Origin of the sequence: Thermomonas paludicola (genome assembly GCF_024498955.1) — a bacterium.
GTDB lineage: Bacteria > Pseudomonadota > Gammaproteobacteria > Xanthomonadales > Xanthomonadaceae > Thermomonas > Thermomonas paludicola.
In genome coordinates this window covers 884733-901117 of sequence record NZ_CP093311.1, presented here as the reverse complement: position 1 = coordinate 901117, position 16385 = coordinate 884733, and the positions used below count along the sequence as shown (strand labels likewise).

The 16385-nt window shown below is 66.8% G+C and carries 13 protein-coding genes; 10 read left to right on the top strand and 3 right to left on the bottom strand.

Features of this window, described 5'->3' with window-relative positions; genetic code table 11:
- Positions 1 to 173 precede the first annotated feature (173 nt).
- From dapD to map, 3 genes are read right to left on the bottom strand one after another with little or no spacing between them, the layout of a single operon-like run.
- Positions 174 to 1019 (bottom strand): 2,3,4,5-tetrahydropyridine-2,6-dicarboxylate N-succinyltransferase, encoded by an 846-nt coding sequence (dapD, locus tag LIW09_RS04295; RefSeq protein ID WP_256646729.1) that lies wholly within the window; start codon positions 1017 to 1019, stop codon positions 174 to 176.
- Positions 1016 to 3613: a [protein-PII] uridylyltransferase gene (glnD, locus tag LIW09_RS04290; protein WP_256646728.1), complete on the bottom strand. Its 2598-nt coding sequence runs from the start codon at positions 3611 to 3613 to the stop codon at positions 1016 to 1018. Before glnD ends, dapD begins: the two co-directional genes overlap by 4 nt.
- The gene (gene map / locus LIW09_RS04285) at positions 3613 to 4389 is read right to left on the bottom strand and encodes a type I methionyl aminopeptidase (RefSeq protein WP_256646727.1); all 777 of its coding nucleotides are present in this window, start codon (positions 4387 to 4389) and stop codon (positions 3613 to 3615) included. The genes glnD and map overlap by 1 nt, the downstream gene beginning before the upstream one ends.
- 322 nt (positions 4390 to 4711) lie before the next feature.
- On the opposite strand from map, the gene rpsB reads away from it, so the two are divergent.
- The 10 genes from rpsB (at position 4712) to bamA (ending at position 16376) form a co-directional block, all read left to right on the top strand.
- Positions 4712 to 5491, top strand: a complete 780-nt coding sequence (rpsB, locus tag LIW09_RS04280) for a 30S ribosomal protein S2 (protein WP_256646726.1) — start codon at positions 4712 to 4714, stop codon at positions 5489 to 5491.
- A gap of 161 nt (positions 5492 to 5652) precedes the next feature.
- A complete protein-coding gene (tsf, locus tag LIW09_RS04275) occupies positions 5653 to 6531 on the top strand; it encodes a translation elongation factor Ts (protein ID WP_256646725.1) in 879 nt (292 codons plus the stop codon).
- Between the two features lie 117 nt (positions 6532 to 6648).
- Positions 6649 to 8139 carry a sensor domain-containing diguanylate cyclase gene (locus LIW09_RS04270; protein WP_256646724.1) on the top strand — a complete coding sequence of 497 codons (1491 nt, stop codon included), beginning with the start codon at positions 6649 to 6651 and terminating at the stop codon, positions 8137 to 8139.
- 99 nt (positions 8140 to 8238) lie between these two features.
- The gene (gene pyrH, locus LIW09_RS04265) at positions 8239 to 8961 is read left to right on the top strand and encodes a UMP kinase (protein ID WP_256646723.1); all 723 of its coding nucleotides are present in this window, start codon (positions 8239 to 8241) and stop codon (positions 8959 to 8961) included.
- Between the two features lie 66 nt (positions 8962 to 9027).
- Positions 9028 to 9585 (top strand): ribosome recycling factor, encoded by a 558-nt coding sequence (gene frr, locus LIW09_RS04260; RefSeq protein ID WP_256646722.1) that lies wholly within the window; start codon positions 9028 to 9030, stop codon positions 9583 to 9585.
- A 103-nt stretch (positions 9586 to 9688) separates the two neighbouring features.
- A complete protein-coding gene (gene uppS, locus LIW09_RS04255; protein WP_256646721.1) occupies positions 9689 to 10435 on the top strand; it encodes a polyprenyl diphosphate synthase in 747 nt (248 codons plus the stop codon).
- Positions 10432 to 11283: a phosphatidate cytidylyltransferase gene (locus LIW09_RS04250; RefSeq protein ID WP_256646720.1), complete on the top strand. Its 852-nt coding sequence runs from the start codon at positions 10432 to 10434 to the stop codon at positions 11281 to 11283. The genes uppS and LIW09_RS04250 overlap by 4 nt, the downstream gene beginning before the upstream one ends.
- Positions 11284 to 11285: 2 nt before the next feature.
- The gene (dxr, locus tag LIW09_RS04245; RefSeq protein ID WP_256646719.1) at positions 11286 to 12455 is read left to right on the top strand and encodes a 1-deoxy-D-xylulose-5-phosphate reductoisomerase; all 1170 of its coding nucleotides are present in this window, start codon (positions 11286 to 11288) and stop codon (positions 12453 to 12455) included.
- Positions 12452 to 13810: an RIP metalloprotease RseP gene (gene rseP / locus LIW09_RS04240; protein ID WP_256646718.1), complete on the top strand. Its 1359-nt coding sequence runs from the start codon at positions 12452 to 12454 to the stop codon at positions 13808 to 13810. The genes dxr and rseP overlap by 4 nt, the downstream gene beginning before the upstream one ends.
- Before the next feature lie 94 nt (positions 13811 to 13904).
- Positions 13905 to 16376, top strand: coding sequence for an outer membrane protein assembly factor BamA (gene bamA, locus LIW09_RS04235; protein WP_256646717.1), 2472 nt, complete (start codon positions 13905 to 13907; stop codon positions 16374 to 16376).
- Positions 16377 to 16385: the final 9 nt, after the last annotated feature.

The window sequence follows — 16385 nt, the reverse complement described above, 5'->3', positions numbered from 1 at the left end:
TGTCCGGCAGGCGAGCACCCCTGCCGAAAGTCACGCATTCGCAGGGATGGCTGGTTGGCAGGCGAATCACGCGACACGCCGCAAGTAAGTCCATGTAGGCTCATCGGCGGCATCCATGCCGCCGATGGTCGCGGAATTCGCCTGCCAACCAGCCTCGCGACAATTCCGTTTATTCAATCCGCCAGTCCGCGCAACAACTCGTTGACGCTGGTCTTGCTGCGCGTCCTCTCGTCCACCTGCTTGACGATGACCGCACAGTACAGCGAATGGCTGCCGTCGGCGGCGGGCAGCGAGCCCGACACCACCACGCTGCCCGGCGGCACCGAGCCGTAACTCACCTCGCCGTTCAAGCGGTTGTAGATCCGCGTGCTCTGGCCGAGAAACACACCCATGCCGACCACGCTGTGATGGCCCACCACGAAGCCTTCCACCACTTCCGAGCGCGCGCCGATGAAGCAGTGGTCCTCGATGATGGTCGGCCCGGCCTGCAGCGGCTCCAGCACGCCGCCGATGCCGACGCCGCCGGACAGGTGGCAGCCCTTGCCGATCTGCGCGCAGCTGCCGACCGTGGCCCAGGTGTCGACCATGGTGCCCTCGCCCACGTAGGCGCCGATGTTGACGAAGCTCGGCATCAGCACCACATCTTTGCCGATATGGCTGCCCGCGCGCACCACCGCGCCCGGCACCACGCGCGCGCCCAGCTCGCGGAACGCGGCCTCGTCGAAGCCGGCGAAGCGCGCCGGAACCTTGTCCCAGAACGGCGCGGGCGCGGCGTCCACCACCGCCATGTCCTGGGTGCGGAAGTACAGCAGCACCGCCTTCTTCAGCCACTGGTTGACGCGCCAACCGCCGTTGCCATCGGGTTCGGCCACGCGCAGCGCACCGCTTTCCAACCCGGCGATGGCGCGATCCACCGCCGGGCGCACGCGCGCGGCGATCTCATCGGCGGTCAGGTCGGCGCGATGCTCCCAGGCGTCGTCGAGGGTGGCGCGCAGGGCGTCGGTGTCGGGCAGGCTCATCGCGGATCTCCATCGAGAATGGCCAGCAGCGCATCGCGCAAGGCGTCGCAGCGGGCCGGTTGCAAGGGGCGGTCATGCTCGTCGCTGACCAGGAGTAGATCTTCCGCGCGCTCGCCGAAGGTGGCGATGCGCGCATCGTGCACGCGCAGGTGCTGCTCGCGCAGCACGCGTGCGATGTCGGCCAGCAGACCAGGACGGTCGTTGCAGACCAGGCCGATGCGGGTCACGCCGGCGATGTCGGCAAAATCCAGCTGCGGGATCACGCGGAAGTGGCGCAGGTGGCGCGGCTGGGTGCGGCGGGTGGGCAGCACGTGGCGCAAATCGCCGGCCAGCGCACGACGCAGCCCGGCAGCCAGGAGGTCGGGCTCCGGCACTTGCCGCGGATCGGCAGACTGCACCTGGAAGGTGTCGTGGATGTTGCCGCCGGGCGCATCCAGGACCCGCGCCTGCAGCACGCTCATGCCCATTCGGTCCAGTGCGATCACGATGGCGGCAAACAGGCCGTCCTGGTCCGGCATGTGCACCAGCACTTCCAGCCCGTCGCGGCCCGAGACCGGGCGTACCGCCACCACCGTGTCGCCCGGGCTGGCGGCGCGCAGCGCGGCCGCCTGCCAGGCGATCTGGTCGGGCCTGCTGCGCAGGAAGTTCTCGTGTGGCATCCGCGCAAACACGGCCTCGATCACCGCATCCCCATGCCCCTCGGCAGCAAGCAGCATGCGCGCGGTCGCCTGGTTTTCGGCGATCCGGTCTTCCGCCGCAACCGGCTGCCCCAGCCCACGCCGCAGCGCCAGCCGCGTCGCCGTATGCAGGTCGGCCAGCAGGCGATCGCGCCAGCCGTTCCACAACTTCGGCGAGGTGCCCGCGATGTCGGCACAGGTCAACAGGTAGAGATAATCCAGCCGCTGCCGGTCGGCCACTTCACCGGCGAAGCGGTGGATGACCTCCGGGTCGGTGATGTCCTGCTTCTGCGCCGTGATCGACATCATCAGGTGCTTGCGCACCAGCCATTCCACCAGCGCCGTGTCGGCCTCGGACAGGCCATGCGCCTGGCAGAACCCGCGCGCGTCCACCGCGCCCAGTTCGGAATGATCGCCGCCGCGTCCCTTGCCGATGTCGTGGAACAGGCCGGCCAGCAGCAACAGTTCGGGCTTGCGGAGCGAAGGCCAGATCAGGTGCGCCACGCTGAAGCGCTCGTCCTGCTGGCCGGATGAAAACTGCGCCAAATTGCGCAGCACCGCCAGCGTGTGCTGGTCCACGGTATAGACGTGGAACAGGTCGAACTGCATGCGCCCCGACACCCGCTGGAACGCCGGGATCCAGCGCCCCAGCACGCCGAGCCGCGCCATGCGTTCCAGCGTCACCACCGCCTGCGGGCCGCGCAGCAGTGCCAGGAATTGCTCGCGCAGCGCCGCATCCGCCTGGTCATAGGCGGGCACCAGCGGCAACGTCAGCGCGAGCTCGCGCGCGCATTGCGAATGCAGCCCGCGCAATCCGGCATCCGCCGCCCAGGCGGCGAACAGCGCGAACACGTTCGCTGCATCCAGCTCCAGCCAACCAGGCCTGCACGCAGCCAGGTAATTGCCGCGCCTCTCGAGATCGGCATTGATCGGCACCGGCACCGCAACGCCGGCGAAATGCTCCTCGAAACGCTGCAACAAACGCTCGCCGATGCGCCGCACGATCGCGGCGCTGCGATAGAACCCCTGCATCATCGTCTCGACGCCCAGCGAGCCGGCCTGGTCAACATGGCCCAGCCGTGCCGCCAGCGGCTTCTGGTAGTCGAAGCGCAGGCGCTCTTCGCGCCGTCCCGCCACCAGATGCAATCCGTAGCGCAGCCGGCACAGCTCGCGGCGTTCACGCTCCAGTGCAGCCGCCTCGTCCCAGCCCAGCCGCCCCAATTCGATCAACTCGCTCAACGCGTGCGTGCCGAAACTGCGTCGCGCCAGCCAGCCCAACACGTGCAGGTCGCGCAGGCCGCCCGGGCCGTCCTTGAGGTTGGGTTCGAGGTTGTCGGAGGTATCACCGAAGCGCGCATGGCGTCGCCGCTGCTCCTCGCATTTGGCCTCGAAATACGCCGCAGCCGGCCACACCTTGGCCGGCGCGATGGCCGCATCCAACGACGCTACCTGCGCGGCATCCGCGCACAGCGCGCGCGCTTCCAGCAACGCCGTCAGCACGCTCTGGTCCGCCGCCGCCTCGGTGCATTGCGCGGCCGAACGCACCGCATGGCTGGCGGCCAGGCCCGCATCCCACAGCAGCGCCACGAAGCGCGCCAACTGCGCCTGGCGAGCGTGCTGCACGGGAATCTCGGCCAGCACCAGCAGATCGATGTCCGACTGCGGGAACAATTCGGCGCGGCCGTAGCCGCCCACCGCGAACAACCCCAGCGTTTCATCCTCGCCCATGCAGCGGCGCCACGCCGCGCGCACCTGGACATCCACCGCGCGCGCGCGCACCGCGATCAGCCGATCTGCCGGCGCCCCGGCATCGAAGCGGCGGGCCAGCTTGGCATCCGCCTGCGCCAGCGCCACGCGCGCAGCCGCTGACCAGACAGCATCGTCAGCGGCGCTTGCCGCAACGGCTGCCGGCTCCATCACAGGTCGTTGTCGTCGCCCGGCAGCCGGGTCAGGATTTCCACGCCATCGCGGGTCACCACCACGGTGTGTTCCCACTGCGCCGACAACTTGCGGTCCTTGGTGACCACGGTCCAACCATCCGGCAGCAGCCGCGTCTGCGGGCGGCCTTCGTTGATCATCGGCTCGATGGTGAACGTCATGCCCTCTTTCAGCACCACGCCTTCACCCGGGCGGCCGTAGTGAAGCACCTGCGGCTCATCGTGATAGACCTTGCCGATCCCGTGCCCGCAGTATTCGCGCACCACCGAAAAACGCTCGGACTCGGCGTAACTCTGGATGGCGTGGCCGATGTCGCCCAGCGTGGCGCCAGGGCGCACCGTGCGGATGCCGCGGAACATCGCCTCGCGGGTGACGTCCACCAGTCGCCTGGCCATCACCGACGGTGTGCCGACGATGTACATGCGGCTGGTGTCGCCGTGCCAGCCATCCTTGATCACGGTGACATCGATGTTGAGGATGTCGCCGTCCTTCAGCACCTTGGCCTCGCTGGGGATACCGTGGCAAATCACGTTGTTCACCGACGTGCACACGGTCTTGGGGTAGCCGCGATAGCCGACGTTGGCCGGAATCGCGCCCTGCACCTGCACGATATGGTCATGGCAGATGCGGTCGAGTTCCTCGGTGGTCACGCCGGCCTTCACGAACGGAGCGACCACCTGCAGCACTTCGGCGGCCAGGCGGCCGGCCACGCGCATTTTCTCGATCTCTGCCGGAGTTTTCAGATTGATTGTCATTCGTGGATTATCGCGCATTCGCGGCCGCAGGTTCAGCGCATGGCGTCTGCGGGCGCGGCGCACCCACCGGCGATTTCCTGCGCCTTTCTCCGGTTGCCGAGCGCCGCCGATTGCGTCATAATCCCGCGGCTGTCAACGCCATGCCGAGCGCCATCGGCAAATCCACACCTGTCGACTATCCCTGTTCCGGGGTGCCCGCATCAGCGGGTTCGGATGCAGTGACGACAGGGAGGCCCAACCCCGGAATCCAGCGCCAACCGCTTGCGGGAAGGCGCAGCGCCACTTTACGACGGCGCGGGTTCCCTTCATCGGAGTCATCGCAATGCCCCAGATCACCATGCGCCAGATGCTGGAAGCCGGCGTCCATTTCGGCCACCAGACCCGCTACTGGAATCCCAAGATGGCGCCGTACATCTTCGGCGCCCGCGGCAAGATCCACATCATCAACCTGGAAAAGACCGTCCCGCTGTTCAACGACGCGATGAATTTCATCAGCGGCGTGGCCCAGAAGCGCGGAACCATCCTGTTCGTCGGCACCAAGCGCAGCGCACGCGAGCCCATCAAGGAAGAAGCCGAACGTTGCGGCATGCCGTTCATGACCCAGCGCTGGCTGGGCGGCACGCTGACCAACTTCGCCACGGTGAAGAAGTCGGTTGCCCGCCTGAAGGAACTGGAGGCCGCGGAAACCGACGGCACCTTCCAGAAGCTGGTCAAGCACGAAGTGATGGGCCTGCGTCGCGAGCGCGACAAGCTGCTGGCGTCGCTGGGCGGCATCAAGGAAATGAACCGCCTGCCCGACGCCCTGTTCGTGATCGACATCGGCCACGAAGACATCGCCATCAAGGAAGCCAAGAAGCTCGGCATCCCGGTGATCGCCGTGGTTGACAGCAACTACGATCCGGCATTGGTGGACTACGCCATCCCGGGCAACGACGACGCCATCCGCGCCGTGCAGCTGTACGCCCGTGCCGCCGCCGACGCCGTGCTGGAAGGCAAGGCCGCGTCGCCGAACTCCGCCTCCGTGCGCGAAGAGGATTTCGCCGCTGCGGTCGACGGCGAAGACGGCAAGCCGGCCCGTCGCAACGGAAAGAAAGGCGAGTAATCGCCCCGCCCGGCCGCGCGAATTCCGCGCGCCCGGCGTGTTTGCATTTGCCCGTCATTCCCGTGAAAGCGGGAATCCGGCTTTTCCGGCATTCATTGAATCCGGCTGCTGGAACCCCGTGATCGCGGGGATGACGTTTACCACCATCTAGAGGTAACCCCATGGCTGAAATCACCGCTTCCCTGGTCAAGGAACTGCGCGAGCGCACCGGCGCCGGCATGATGGAGTGCAAGAAGGCACTCACCGAAAACAATGGCGACATCGACGCCTCCGCCGAGTGGCTGCGCAAGTCCGGCCTGGCCAAAGCCGACAAGAAGGCCAGCCGCGTCGCTGCGGAAGGTCGCGTTGCCGCTGCCCAGAATGGCGGCAAGGCCGTGCTGGTCGAAATCAACTCCGAAACCGATTTCGTCGCCAAGGACATCAGCTTCATCAACCTGTGCGATGCCGTGGCCCAGGCCGCCCTGGCGTCCGGCAGCGCCGACATCGACACGCTGAAAAGCGCCAGGCTGGGCACCGGCGAGACCGTCGAGGAGGCACGCGCCATTGCCGTCACCAAGCTGGGCGAAAACATCCAGGTCCGCCGCATGGCGCGCGTGGACGGCGACAACACCGTGGCTGCCTATGTCCACGGCGGCAAGATCGGCGTGCTGGTCGAACTGGCCGGCGGCAACGCCGAGCTGGCTCGCGGCTTGGCGATGCACATCGCCGCCATGAACCCGCCGCACAACAAGGCGGCCGACGTGCCGGCCGAGTTCATCGCCAAGGAAAAGGAAATCGAGCTGGCGAAGATGAGCGAAAAGGACAAGGCCAAGCCCGCCGAGATCCTGGAGAAGATCATCAGCGGCAAGATCAACAAGATCGTCAACGAGGTCACCCTGTACGGCCAGCCCTACGTGCTGGACGGCGACAAGACCGTCGAAGCCGTGGTCAAGGCCGCCGGCGCCGACGTGCTGGGCTTCCAGCGCCTGGTGGTCGGCGAAGGCATCGAGAAGGTCGTCGAGGATTACGCGGCCGAGGTCGCCAAGGCGATGCAGGTCTGATCCTGCCTTTGCCCTCGATCACAAAAACCCGCCGCAAGGCGGGTTTTTTTGTCCACTCCTTTACCATCCTTCGCGTTAATACCCATACTGGGGGCTCAGGATCGTCAGGTGCGCTTGATGCGAAAGGAACTCGAAACCACCCTGCTGCACTGCCGTAACCTGCCGTCACCGCCCGGGGTTGCCCTGCAGATCATTGCGCTGGCCCAGGATCCGAATACGACCTTGGCCGAAGTCGCCGAGGCCATCAGCACCGACCCGGCGCTGAGCGCGCGCCTGCTGAGAATCGCCAATTCGCCGCTGTATGCAGCCCGCCGCCGGGTGGGAACACTGTCGCAGGCGATGGGCATGCTTGGCCTCAACGCCGCGCTCAGCCTGGCCTTGGGCTTTTCGCTGATGCATGGCCTGCGCGGGCGCAACGGCACCGCGGAATTGCAGGAACACATCTGGAAACACAGCGTGCTGGCTGCACTGGCCGCCCGCGTGCTGGGCCAACGCGCAGGCGTGGGCCGCCCGGAAATGCTGATGCTGGCGGGCCTGCTGCAGGACATTGGCCGGCTGGCGCTGCTGCAAGCGCTCTCGGAGGGCTATGCCGCGATTTGCGCCAAGGCCCGGGATCACGACTCTCTGCTGGCAATGGAATGCGCGGCCTACGATGCCGACCACGCCGAGATCGGCGCGTGGCTGGCGCAGCGCTGGGGTCTCCCCGACTACCTGACCGATGCCATCGCCAACAGCGAATCGGATGTGCAAGCCGACGATGGCTTCCAATGCTGCGTGCAGGCGGCCAGTGCGATTGCCGATTTGTGGATGGAGCCGGCCAGCACCGCCGAGGCGCTGCGCGAACGTGCGCAGTCCAGACTCACCGATTGCATCGGTAGCGACACCGATACGCTCGACGACGTGCTGGCGGAAATCGCCGCGGCGCTGCCGGAAATCAGCGCCGCCTATGAGGTCAGGATCGAGCATCCCTCCCATTTGCAGGGAATCACCGACCAGGCGCGCGAAGTCCTGATCCTGCGCAATTTGCGGCAGATCCAGGAAATGGCGCAATCACGCAACGATACGCATGCGATCGAAGAACGCATGCGCCAGCTGACCGAGCAATCCCGCCGTGACCCCTTGACCGGGGTCTTCAACCGGTTGCACATGGAAGAGGCGCTGGAGCGGGACTTCCGCAGCGCCGGCCAGACGCATCCGCTGACGATCGCGCTGATCGACCTGGATGACTTCAAGCAGGTCAACGATCGTTATGGGCACCTGGTCGGTGACCAGGTGTTGCGCCAGTTCGCGCAAAGCGTGCAACGCACCCTGCGCAGCAGCGACCTGATCGCGCGCTATGGCGGGGAGGAATTCCTGCTGGTGCTCAATTACTCCGATGAGGACGCCTCGGCACTGGTGCTGCAACGCCTGCTGGAGGACGTCGCGCAACTGCCGATGGCGGTGGTGGAAGCCCAGCCGGTACACGTCACGTTCTCTGCCGGGATGGCCACCCACAATGGCGCCGCCGGCAGCTTCGACAGCGCGCATGACCTGCTGAAGGCCGCCGACGACCTCCTGTATGCCGCCAAGCGGCAGGGCCGCAACCGGGTCCACCAGCACCAGCCATGACCGCGCCGCGCCCGCTGCGGCCAGCCTGCGGCCAGCCTGCGGCCGCGCACGGGCGCTTTCCGCTAGAATCAGCGGGTTTCCCCAACGCCCGGAACCGCCATGTCACCACTCGCCTATCGCCGCGTCCTGTTGAAACTCTCCGGCGAGGCGCTGATGGGCGATGAGGATTACGGCATCGATCCGAAGGTGCTCATCCGCCTCGCCAAGGAAGTCATCGAGGCCAGCGAAGCCGGCATCCAAATCGCGCTGGTGATCGGTGGCGGCAACATTTTCCGCGGCGCCGGGCTGGCTGCCAACGGCATGGACCGGGTCACCGGCGACCACATGGGCATGCTGGCGACGGTGATCAACGCACTGGCCATGCAGGACGCACTGGAAAAGTTGGGCGGCAAGGCGCGGGTCATGAGCGCGCTGAAGGTCAATGACGTGTGCGAGGACTACATCCGCCGGCGCGCCATTCGCCACCTGGAAAAAGGCCGCCTGGTCATTTTCGCCGCCGGTACCGGCAACCCGTTCTTCACCACCGATTCCGGCGCCGCGCTGCGCGCGATCGAAATCGGTGCCGACCTGCTGCTGAAGGCCACCAAAGTGGACGGGGTGTACGACAAGGACCCCAAGAAACACGCCGATGCGATCAGGCTGGACACCCTGACCTACGACGAGGTCATCTCCCGCAACCTGCAGGTGATGGACACCGCCGCCTTCGCCCTGTGCCGCGACGCCCGCCTGCCGCTGCGCATCTTCGACATGGCCGAACCCGGCGTGCTGCTGCGCATCCTGCGCGGCGAACAGATCGGCACCCTGGTTCACGCATCCACCTGAATTCCCACCGCCGACGTCCGGGCCGCTTATAATCGCGGGTTTGCAGAATGCCTCCGGAGCACCGCCATGCCGAATGACATCAAGAAAGACGCCCAGGCCCGCATGGCCAAGTGCATCGATGCGTTGCGCCACAACCTGGTCAAGATCCGCACCGGCCGCGCCAACGCCGGGCTGGTGGACAGCATCCGGGTCAACTATTACGGGTCCGACGTGCCGCTGTCGCAGGTCGCCAGCGTGGCGATTGCCGATGCCCGCTCCATCCTCATCACGCCCTGGGAAAAGCAGATCGTTGGCGCGGTGGAAAAGGCGCTGCTGGCCTCCGACCTGGGCCTGACCCCGAATACCGCCGGCACCACCATCCGCCTCAACATCCCGGCACTGACCGAGGAACGCCGCAGGGATCTCACCAAGGTCGTGCATGGCGAGGGTGAGGATGCCAAGGTGGCCGTGCGCAATGTTCGCCGCGACGCCAACCATCAGGTCAAGGAACTGCTGAAGGACAAGCAGATCACCGAGGACGAAAGCGCCCGCACCGAAGCCGAGATCCAGAAGCTCACCGACCAGGCGATCAAGGACGTCGACGACGTCATCAAGACCAAGGAAGTCGAGCTGATGTCGGTCTGAAAAGCCCGTGATGCATGAGCGGCCGACCAATCCTCCCGCCGGGCTTGCGCCGGTGATCCAGGTGCCCGCCCCCCGACCCGGTGGCGCGCCCGACTGCCAGCCAATGACGGCACCGCCCGTCCCCCATCACCTGGCCATCATCATGGATGGCAATGGCCGCTGGGCACAGCAGCGCCACCGCCCGCGCATCATCGGCCATCGCGCCGGCGCCCGGGCGGTCAAGCGCTGCGTGGAGTTCTGCCTGCAGCGCGGCATCGGGGCGCTGACCCTGTTCGCGTTTTCCAGCGAAAACTGGAGCCGCCCGGCCGAGGAAGTGGGTGGCCTGATGAAGCTGTTCCTGGGCGCGCTGGAACGCGAAGTGGAGGAATTGCACCGGCTCGGCGCGCAGCTGCGCTTCATCGGCGAACGCGGCCGCTTCGATGCCTCGATCCAGGCGCGGATGCAGGCTGCCGAAACCCTGACCGCCCGCAACACCCGGCTGTACCTGAACATTGCCGCCAGCTACGGCGGGCGCCAGGACATTGCCCAGGCCGCGCGCGCGCTGGCCGAGGACGTCGCCGCCGGCCGCCTGACCGCCGCGCAGATCGACGAAGACACGCTGTCGGCACGCATGGCGCTGGCCGACCAGCCCGCGCCGGATCTGTTCATCCGCACCGGCGGCGAGCTGCGGATCAGCAACTTCCTGCTCTGGCAGATGGCCTACACCGAACTGTGGTTCACCGATGCCCTGTGGCCCGACGTGGACGCCACGCTCCTGCAAGCCGCGCTGGACGATTACGCTACCCGCGAACGCCGCTTCGGCCTGACCAGTGCCCAGATCAAGGGCTCCCCCATTGGAAAAACCCCATGACCAAGACCCGCATCCTGGCCGCACTGGTCATGGCCCCGGCCGTCATCGGCGCGGCCCTGTTGCTGCCCACCGGCTGGCTGATGCTGCTCAGCGCCGTCGCGTTCCTGCTTGCGCTGTGGGAATGGTTTCGTCTTGCCGATGTCGAAGACACGCTTGCCCGCAGCATCCTGCTGGCCTGCAACCTGGCACTGATGGTGGCGCTGGTGTGGGGCTCGAAGTCGTCCCACCCCGAGTCGCTGCCGCTGTTCCAGCTGGTCATCGTGTTTGGCGTGGTGTGGTGGCTGCTGGCGCTGCTGTGGCTGCGCCACTTTGACTTCGCCGCCCGCCACGATGGCAATGCGCGCATGTTCAAACTGGCCGCCGGCACGCTGGCGGTGGTGCCCGCATGGTGCGCGCTGGCGGTGATCCACGCCGGCCAGCCGCACGGCCATCGCTGGCTGCTGCTGGCGCTATTGCTGGTCTGGGCCGCTGACAGCGGCGCGTATTTCTGCGGACGCCGCTTCGGCGGGCAGTGGTTCGGCGGGCGCAAGCTGGCCGCGCGCATCAGTCCCAACAAGACCCTGGAAGGCGTTGCCGGTGGCGTGGCGCTGGCGATGCTGGTGGCGATGATCGGCGCGCTGCTGATCGGTGCCGGCACCGCGCAGCTTCCCGCCATTGCCCTGGTGGCAGCGCTGACCGTGCTGTTTTCGGTGGCCGGCGACCTGTTCGAAAGCCTGCTCAAACGGCATGCGGGGGTGAAAGACTCGGGCACCCTGATCCCCGGCCACGGCGGCGTGCTGGACCGTATCGACAGCGTGCTGGCGGCGCTGCCGGTGTTCGCCCTCGGCAAGATCTGGCTGGGCTTCTGACCATGCAACGGGTCGCGGTTCTCGGAGCCACCGGGTCGATCGGCGCATCGGCGCTGGACGTGATCGCCCGCCATCCGCACAGCATGCGCGCCAGCGTGCTTGCGGCCGGCAGCAAGGTGGAGGCCCTGCTGGCGCTCTGCCGCATGCATCGGCCCGACCATGCCGTGATCGCCGATGCGGTGCGCTACCCGCGACTGCGCGACGGCTTGCGCGACGCCGGGCTCGCCACCTGCGCACATGCCGGCAGCGACGCGCTGGACGACCTCGTCGGCAGCGATGCCTGCCAGACCGTGGTCGCTGCCATCGTCGGTGCCGCGGGCCTGTCCTCCACGCTTGCGGCAGCCCGTGCCGGCAAGCGCTTGCTGCTGGCCAACAAGGAGTCGCTGGTTCTCGCCGGCGAGCTGCTGATGCGCGAAGCGCAGGCGCATGGCGCCACCATCGTGCCGATCGACAGCGAGCACAACGCCATCTTCCAGTGTCTGGCCGACGGCAGCCGCCCGACACGGATCACCCTGACCGCTTCCGGCGGGCCGTTTCGCGGCTGGTCGCGCGACGCGCTGGCGACGGTCACCCCCGCACAGGCGGTGGCGCACCCGAAGTGGTCGATGGGGCCGAAGATTTCCGTCGATTCGGCCAGCCTGATGAACAAGGGGCTGGAAGTGATCGAGGCACACCATTTGTTTGGCGTGCCAAGCGAGCACATTCGCGTGCTGGTCCATCCGCAATCGCTGGTGCATTCGCTGGTGGATTTCGCCGACGGCAGCACGCTGGCGCAGCTGGGCATGCCGGACATGCGCACCGCGCTGGCGGTGGGACTGGGCTGGCCGCAGCGGATCGCCTCCGGCGTCCCCGCCCTGGACTTGCTGGCGCAAGGTGGCACGCTGGAATTCGAGGCGCCGGACGTCGATGCATTTCCTTGCCTGCGGCTGGCATTCTCCGCGCTGGCGGCGGGCGGCACGGCTCCTGCGGTTCTCAACGCCGCCAACGAGGAAGCCGTTTCAGCATTCCTTCAGGGCCGCATCGCTTTTCTGAGCATCCCCGACACCGTTGCCGCCACGCTCGACGCCATGCCCGCGCAGCCCGCTGACACGCTCGACCACCTGCTGGCGGCCGACGCCTTCGCCCGCGCTGCCGCGCGCCGGCACATCGCGACCCTGGCCACGCCGGCATGAGCACCTTCTTCGGCTCGCTGTGGTGGCTGCTGGTCGCGCTGGGGGCCCTGGTCACCTTCCACGAATTCGGCCATTTCTGGGTCGCGCGCCGCTGCGGCGTGAGGGTGCTGCGGTTCTCGATCGGCTTCGGCAAGCCGCTGTGGTCCTGGCTGGGCAAGGACGGCACCGAGTACGTGGTCGCCGCCATCCCGCTGGGCGGCTACGTGCGCATGCTGGACGAACGCGAAGACGAGGTGCCCGCGCAGCAGCTTCACCTTGCGTTCAACCGCAAGCCCGTGCTGCAGCGCATGGCCATCGTGGCGGCCGGCCCGCTGGCGAACCTGCTGCTGGCATTCGGCCTGCTGTGGGCGATGCTGGTCATCGGTCGTCCCGACTTCGCGCCGGTGGTCGGCAGTGCCACCGCGCTTGCCGCACAAGCCGGGCTGCATCCGGGCGACCGCGTGTTGGCGGTGGGCGAGCGCGCCACGCCCACCTGGAGCGAACTGGCCATGGCCCTCAACGTGGCCGCGCTGGACCGCCAGCCGGTGGCGCTTGAGATCCGCCGTCAGGACGGCGCCACGCTCCGGCGCATCCTGCCGCTGCAACGCCTGCCCGCCAGCCTGGATGAACTCCGCGCGCTGGCCGCCATCGGCTTGCTGCCGCGCCACCTGCTGGTGCCGGCCCTGGTCGGCAGCGTGCGCGAAGGCAGCCCTGCCTGGGGCAAGCTTGCCGAAGGCGACCGCATCACCGCCATCGACGCCAGCCCGGTGGCAAGCTTCGAGGATATCGCCCCGCTGGTGGTGCAGTTGGGCGATCGCGGCGTCCCCGGCATGGTGGAAGTGGAGCGCGATGGCGAGCGGCTGGCGCTGGAACTGCAGCCGCAGCGCATACGCGGCAACGACGGCAAGCCTCAGTGGATTTTGGGCATCACCAATGCCCCGGCCGGCGATCCGCCGCACGATGCGGTGCTGCGACGCGGCCCGCTGGCCGCGATTCCGGCAGCAGCCCGCGAAACCGGCTATCAGGCCCGGCAGATCGTGGACATGGTGGGGCGTGCCCTGCGCGGCAAGGTGTCGGTGCAGAACACGGTATCGGGCCCGATTACCATCGCTCGCGCCGCCAACGACTTCGCCGCGCGCGGCCCGGCGTGGTTCCTGAACTTCCTGGCCCTGCTGTCGGTCAGTCTGGCTTTGATCAACCTGTTGCCGATCCCGGTCTTGGACGGGGGTCACCTGCTGTATTACCTTATCGAGCTGGTCATCCGCCGCCCACTGGGCGAGCGGGCTCTGGCCGTGGGTCAATATCTTGGTCTGGCGATGATCGCCGGATTGATGGGATTGGCCTTTTACAACGACATCCTGCATCTGGTGTCGTGACGCACCACGCTTCCATCGACTGGCGCTCCCGCGCCACGACCCCACCGCAACAGGGCGCCCCGAACAGGCAGTTCCGATCAACAGGATGTTCCGAATGACCCGACCCATGCCCCGCCGTCTGCTCACCCTTGCCCTGCTGTCGGCGCTTTCGCTGCCGGTCTGGGCGCAGACGGCACTGACGCCGTTCACGGTCAGCGACATCCGCATCGACGGCCTGCAGCGCATCGGCGCCGGCACCGTGCTCACTTACCTGCCGGTGGAGCGCGGCGACACCCTCGACCAGGGCAAGGCGGCCGAGGCCGTGCGCGCCCTGTACAAGACGGGCTTCTTCGAGGACGTGCGGCTGGATCATCAGGGCGGGATCCTGGTCATCAGCGTGACCGAGCGGCCGGCCATCAACAAGCTGACGCTGGCGGGCAACAAGGACCTCAAGACCGAAGACCTGACCAAGGGCCTGAAGGACATCGGCCTGGCCGAGGGCGAAACCTTCAACCCGCTCAACCTGGACCGCGTCACCCAGGAACTGACCCGCCAGTACAACAACCGCGGCAAGTACAGCGTGCAGATCTCGCCCAGCGTGGAGCGGCTGGACCGCAACCGGGTCAACCTGACCATCACCATCAAGGAAGGCAAGGCCGCGCGGATCCGCCACATCAACCTGATTGGCAATGACAGCTTCCCGGAAGAGGACATCACCAAAGGCTGGGAATCGCACACCAGCGGCTGGCTCTCCTGGTACAAGCGCGACGACCAGTACTCGCGCGAAAAGCTCTCCGGCGACATCGAAAAGCTCAATTCCTGGTACATGGACCGCGGCTATGTGGATTTCAGCCTGGACTCCACCCAGGTTGCGATCAGCGGCGACAAGAAGGACATGTTCCTCACCGCGGGCATGACCGAAGGACAGGTGTACAACTTCTCCGAGGTCAGCGTGTCCGGCGACACCGTCCTGCCCAAGCCGGAAATCGAAACGATCGTCAGCTTCATCAGGCCGGGCACCACCTTCTCGCGCAGCCTGCTGGAGTTCGCCTCCAACGCGATCACCCTGCGCCTGGCCAACATCGGCTACGCCTTCGCCAAGGTCAACCCGATCCCGACCATCGACCGCGACAAGCGCACCGTGGCGATCAACTTCCAGGTGCAACCGGGGCCGCGCGTGAACGTGCGCCGGATCGTGTTCAAGGGCAATACGCGCACCGCCGACTCGGTGCTGCGCCGCGAAATGCGCCAGTTCGAAGGCACCTGGTATTCGCAGGCTGCCATCGACCGCAGCAAGGTGCGCCTCGACCGCCTCGGTTATTTCGAGGAAGTCAGCGTGGACAACACGCCGGTACCCGGCAGCGATGACCAGGTGGACGTCACCTACACGGTCAAGGAAACCACCTCCGGCAGCATTTCCGCGGGCGTCGGCTATTCGCAGCTGTCCGGCCTCAACCTGTCGCTGCAGCTCTCTGAAAACAACTTTCTGGGCACCGGCAACCGTGTCTCGATGGCGCTGACCCGCAGCGCGTACCAGAAGCGCTACGACTTCTCGTACATGAACCCCTACTTCACCGATGACGGCCTGTCGCTTGGCTACAACCTGTGGTGGCGCGAGTTCGACTACTCCAGCTTCAACGTGGCCCAGTACTCCACCAACAGCGGCGCGTTCCAGGTATTCATGGGCCTGCCGCTGAGCGAGAGCGATTCCATTTCGCTGATGGTCGGCATCGACTCCAACGAAATCCTCGCCTTTGAAGGCTCGACCCCGCCGCCGATGGTCGATTACGTGAAAGCCATTGGCCAGCGCACCTTCCATTCTTGGCGCGCCCAGCTGAGCTGGGGCCGCGACACCCGCAACAACTACTTCACCCCGGTGGTGGGCAGCACGCAGAACCTGACGGCGGAAATGACTCTGCCCGGCTCCACCGTGGAGTACTTCAAGCTGCAATACGACTTCGCCAAGTATTGGCCGCTCAGCCGGCTGCTGGTGCTCAAGACCGGGGTGAACCTGGGCTACGGCGACTCCTACGGCAAGGACTTCACCCGAAACCTCTGCTACACCGCGCCGACACCGCCGACACCGCCAACCCAGAGCAACCCGAATCCACCGCTGCCGCCGCCTCCGCCGCCGCCCAGCAACCCGTGCCAGACAACGTCCACCGACTACGTCAAGACGGTGACCGCCAGCGGCCTTCCGTTCTTCGAGAACTTCTACGCCGGCGGCATCTCGTCCAACGGCAGGGTGCGCGGCTTCATCGACAACACCCTGGGCCCGACTTACACCTCGACCTACGGCTATCGCCAGCCGCTGGGCGGGTCGGTTCTGGTCGCCGGTTCGGTGGAGGCAATCTTCCCGAAGCTGTTCGACAGTCCCTCTGCGCGCGTGTCCGCGTTCCTGGATTTCGGCAATGCCTTTGACGGCTGGAAGAACGTCAGCGCCAATGAGTTCCGGGCCTCGGCCGGCGTCGCCCTGCTGTGGCGCTCGCCGATGGGCCCGCTGTCGATCAGCTATGCATTGCCGCTCCGGAAGAAGGATGGCGACCAGATCGAGCGCCTGCAGTTCAACTTCGGCGGCCAGCTCTGACGGCTGCCG

Bases quoted from the DNA above. Each gene is read 5' to 3' on its own strand.
- map (WP_256646727.1), bottom strand. From the start codon at position 4,389: ATGACAATCAATCTGAAAACTCCGGCAGAGATCGAGAAAATGCGCGTG.
- glnD (WP_256646728.1), bottom strand. From the start codon at position 3,613: ATGGAGCCGGCAGCCGTTGCGGCAAGCGCCGCTGACGATGCTGTCTGG.
- pyrH (WP_256646723.1), top strand. From the start codon at position 8,239: ATGTCACCACTCGCCTATCGCCGCGTCCTGTTGAAACTCTCCGGCGAG.
- LIW09_RS04270 (WP_256646724.1), top strand. From the start codon at position 6,649: ATGCGAAAGGAACTCGAAACCACCCTGCTGCACTGCCGTAACCTGCCG.
- bamA (WP_256646717.1), top strand. From the start codon at position 13,905: ATGACCCGACCCATGCCCCGCCGTCTGCTCACCCTTGCCCTGCTGTCG.
- LIW09_RS04250 (WP_256646720.1), top strand. From the start codon at position 10,432: ATGACCAAGACCCGCATCCTGGCCGCACTGGTCATGGCCCCGGCCGTC.
- rseP (WP_256646718.1), top strand. From the start codon at position 12,452: ATGAGCACCTTCTTCGGCTCGCTGTGGTGGCTGCTGGTCGCGCTGGGG.
- rpsB (WP_256646726.1), top strand. From the start codon at position 4,712: ATGCCCCAGATCACCATGCGCCAGATGCTGGAAGCCGGCGTCCATTTC.
- dxr (WP_256646719.1), top strand. From the start codon at position 11,286: ATGCAACGGGTCGCGGTTCTCGGAGCCACCGGGTCGATCGGCGCATCG.
- dapD (WP_256646729.1), bottom strand. From the start codon at position 1,019: ATGAGCCTGCCCGACACCGACGCCCTGCGCGCCACCCTCGACGACGCC.
- frr (WP_256646722.1), top strand. From the start codon at position 9,028: ATGCCGAATGACATCAAGAAAGACGCCCAGGCCCGCATGGCCAAGTGC.
- uppS (WP_256646721.1), top strand. From the start codon at position 9,689: ATGACGGCACCGCCCGTCCCCCATCACCTGGCCATCATCATGGATGGC.
- tsf (WP_256646725.1), top strand. From the start codon at position 5,653: ATGGCTGAAATCACCGCTTCCCTGGTCAAGGAACTGCGCGAGCGCACC.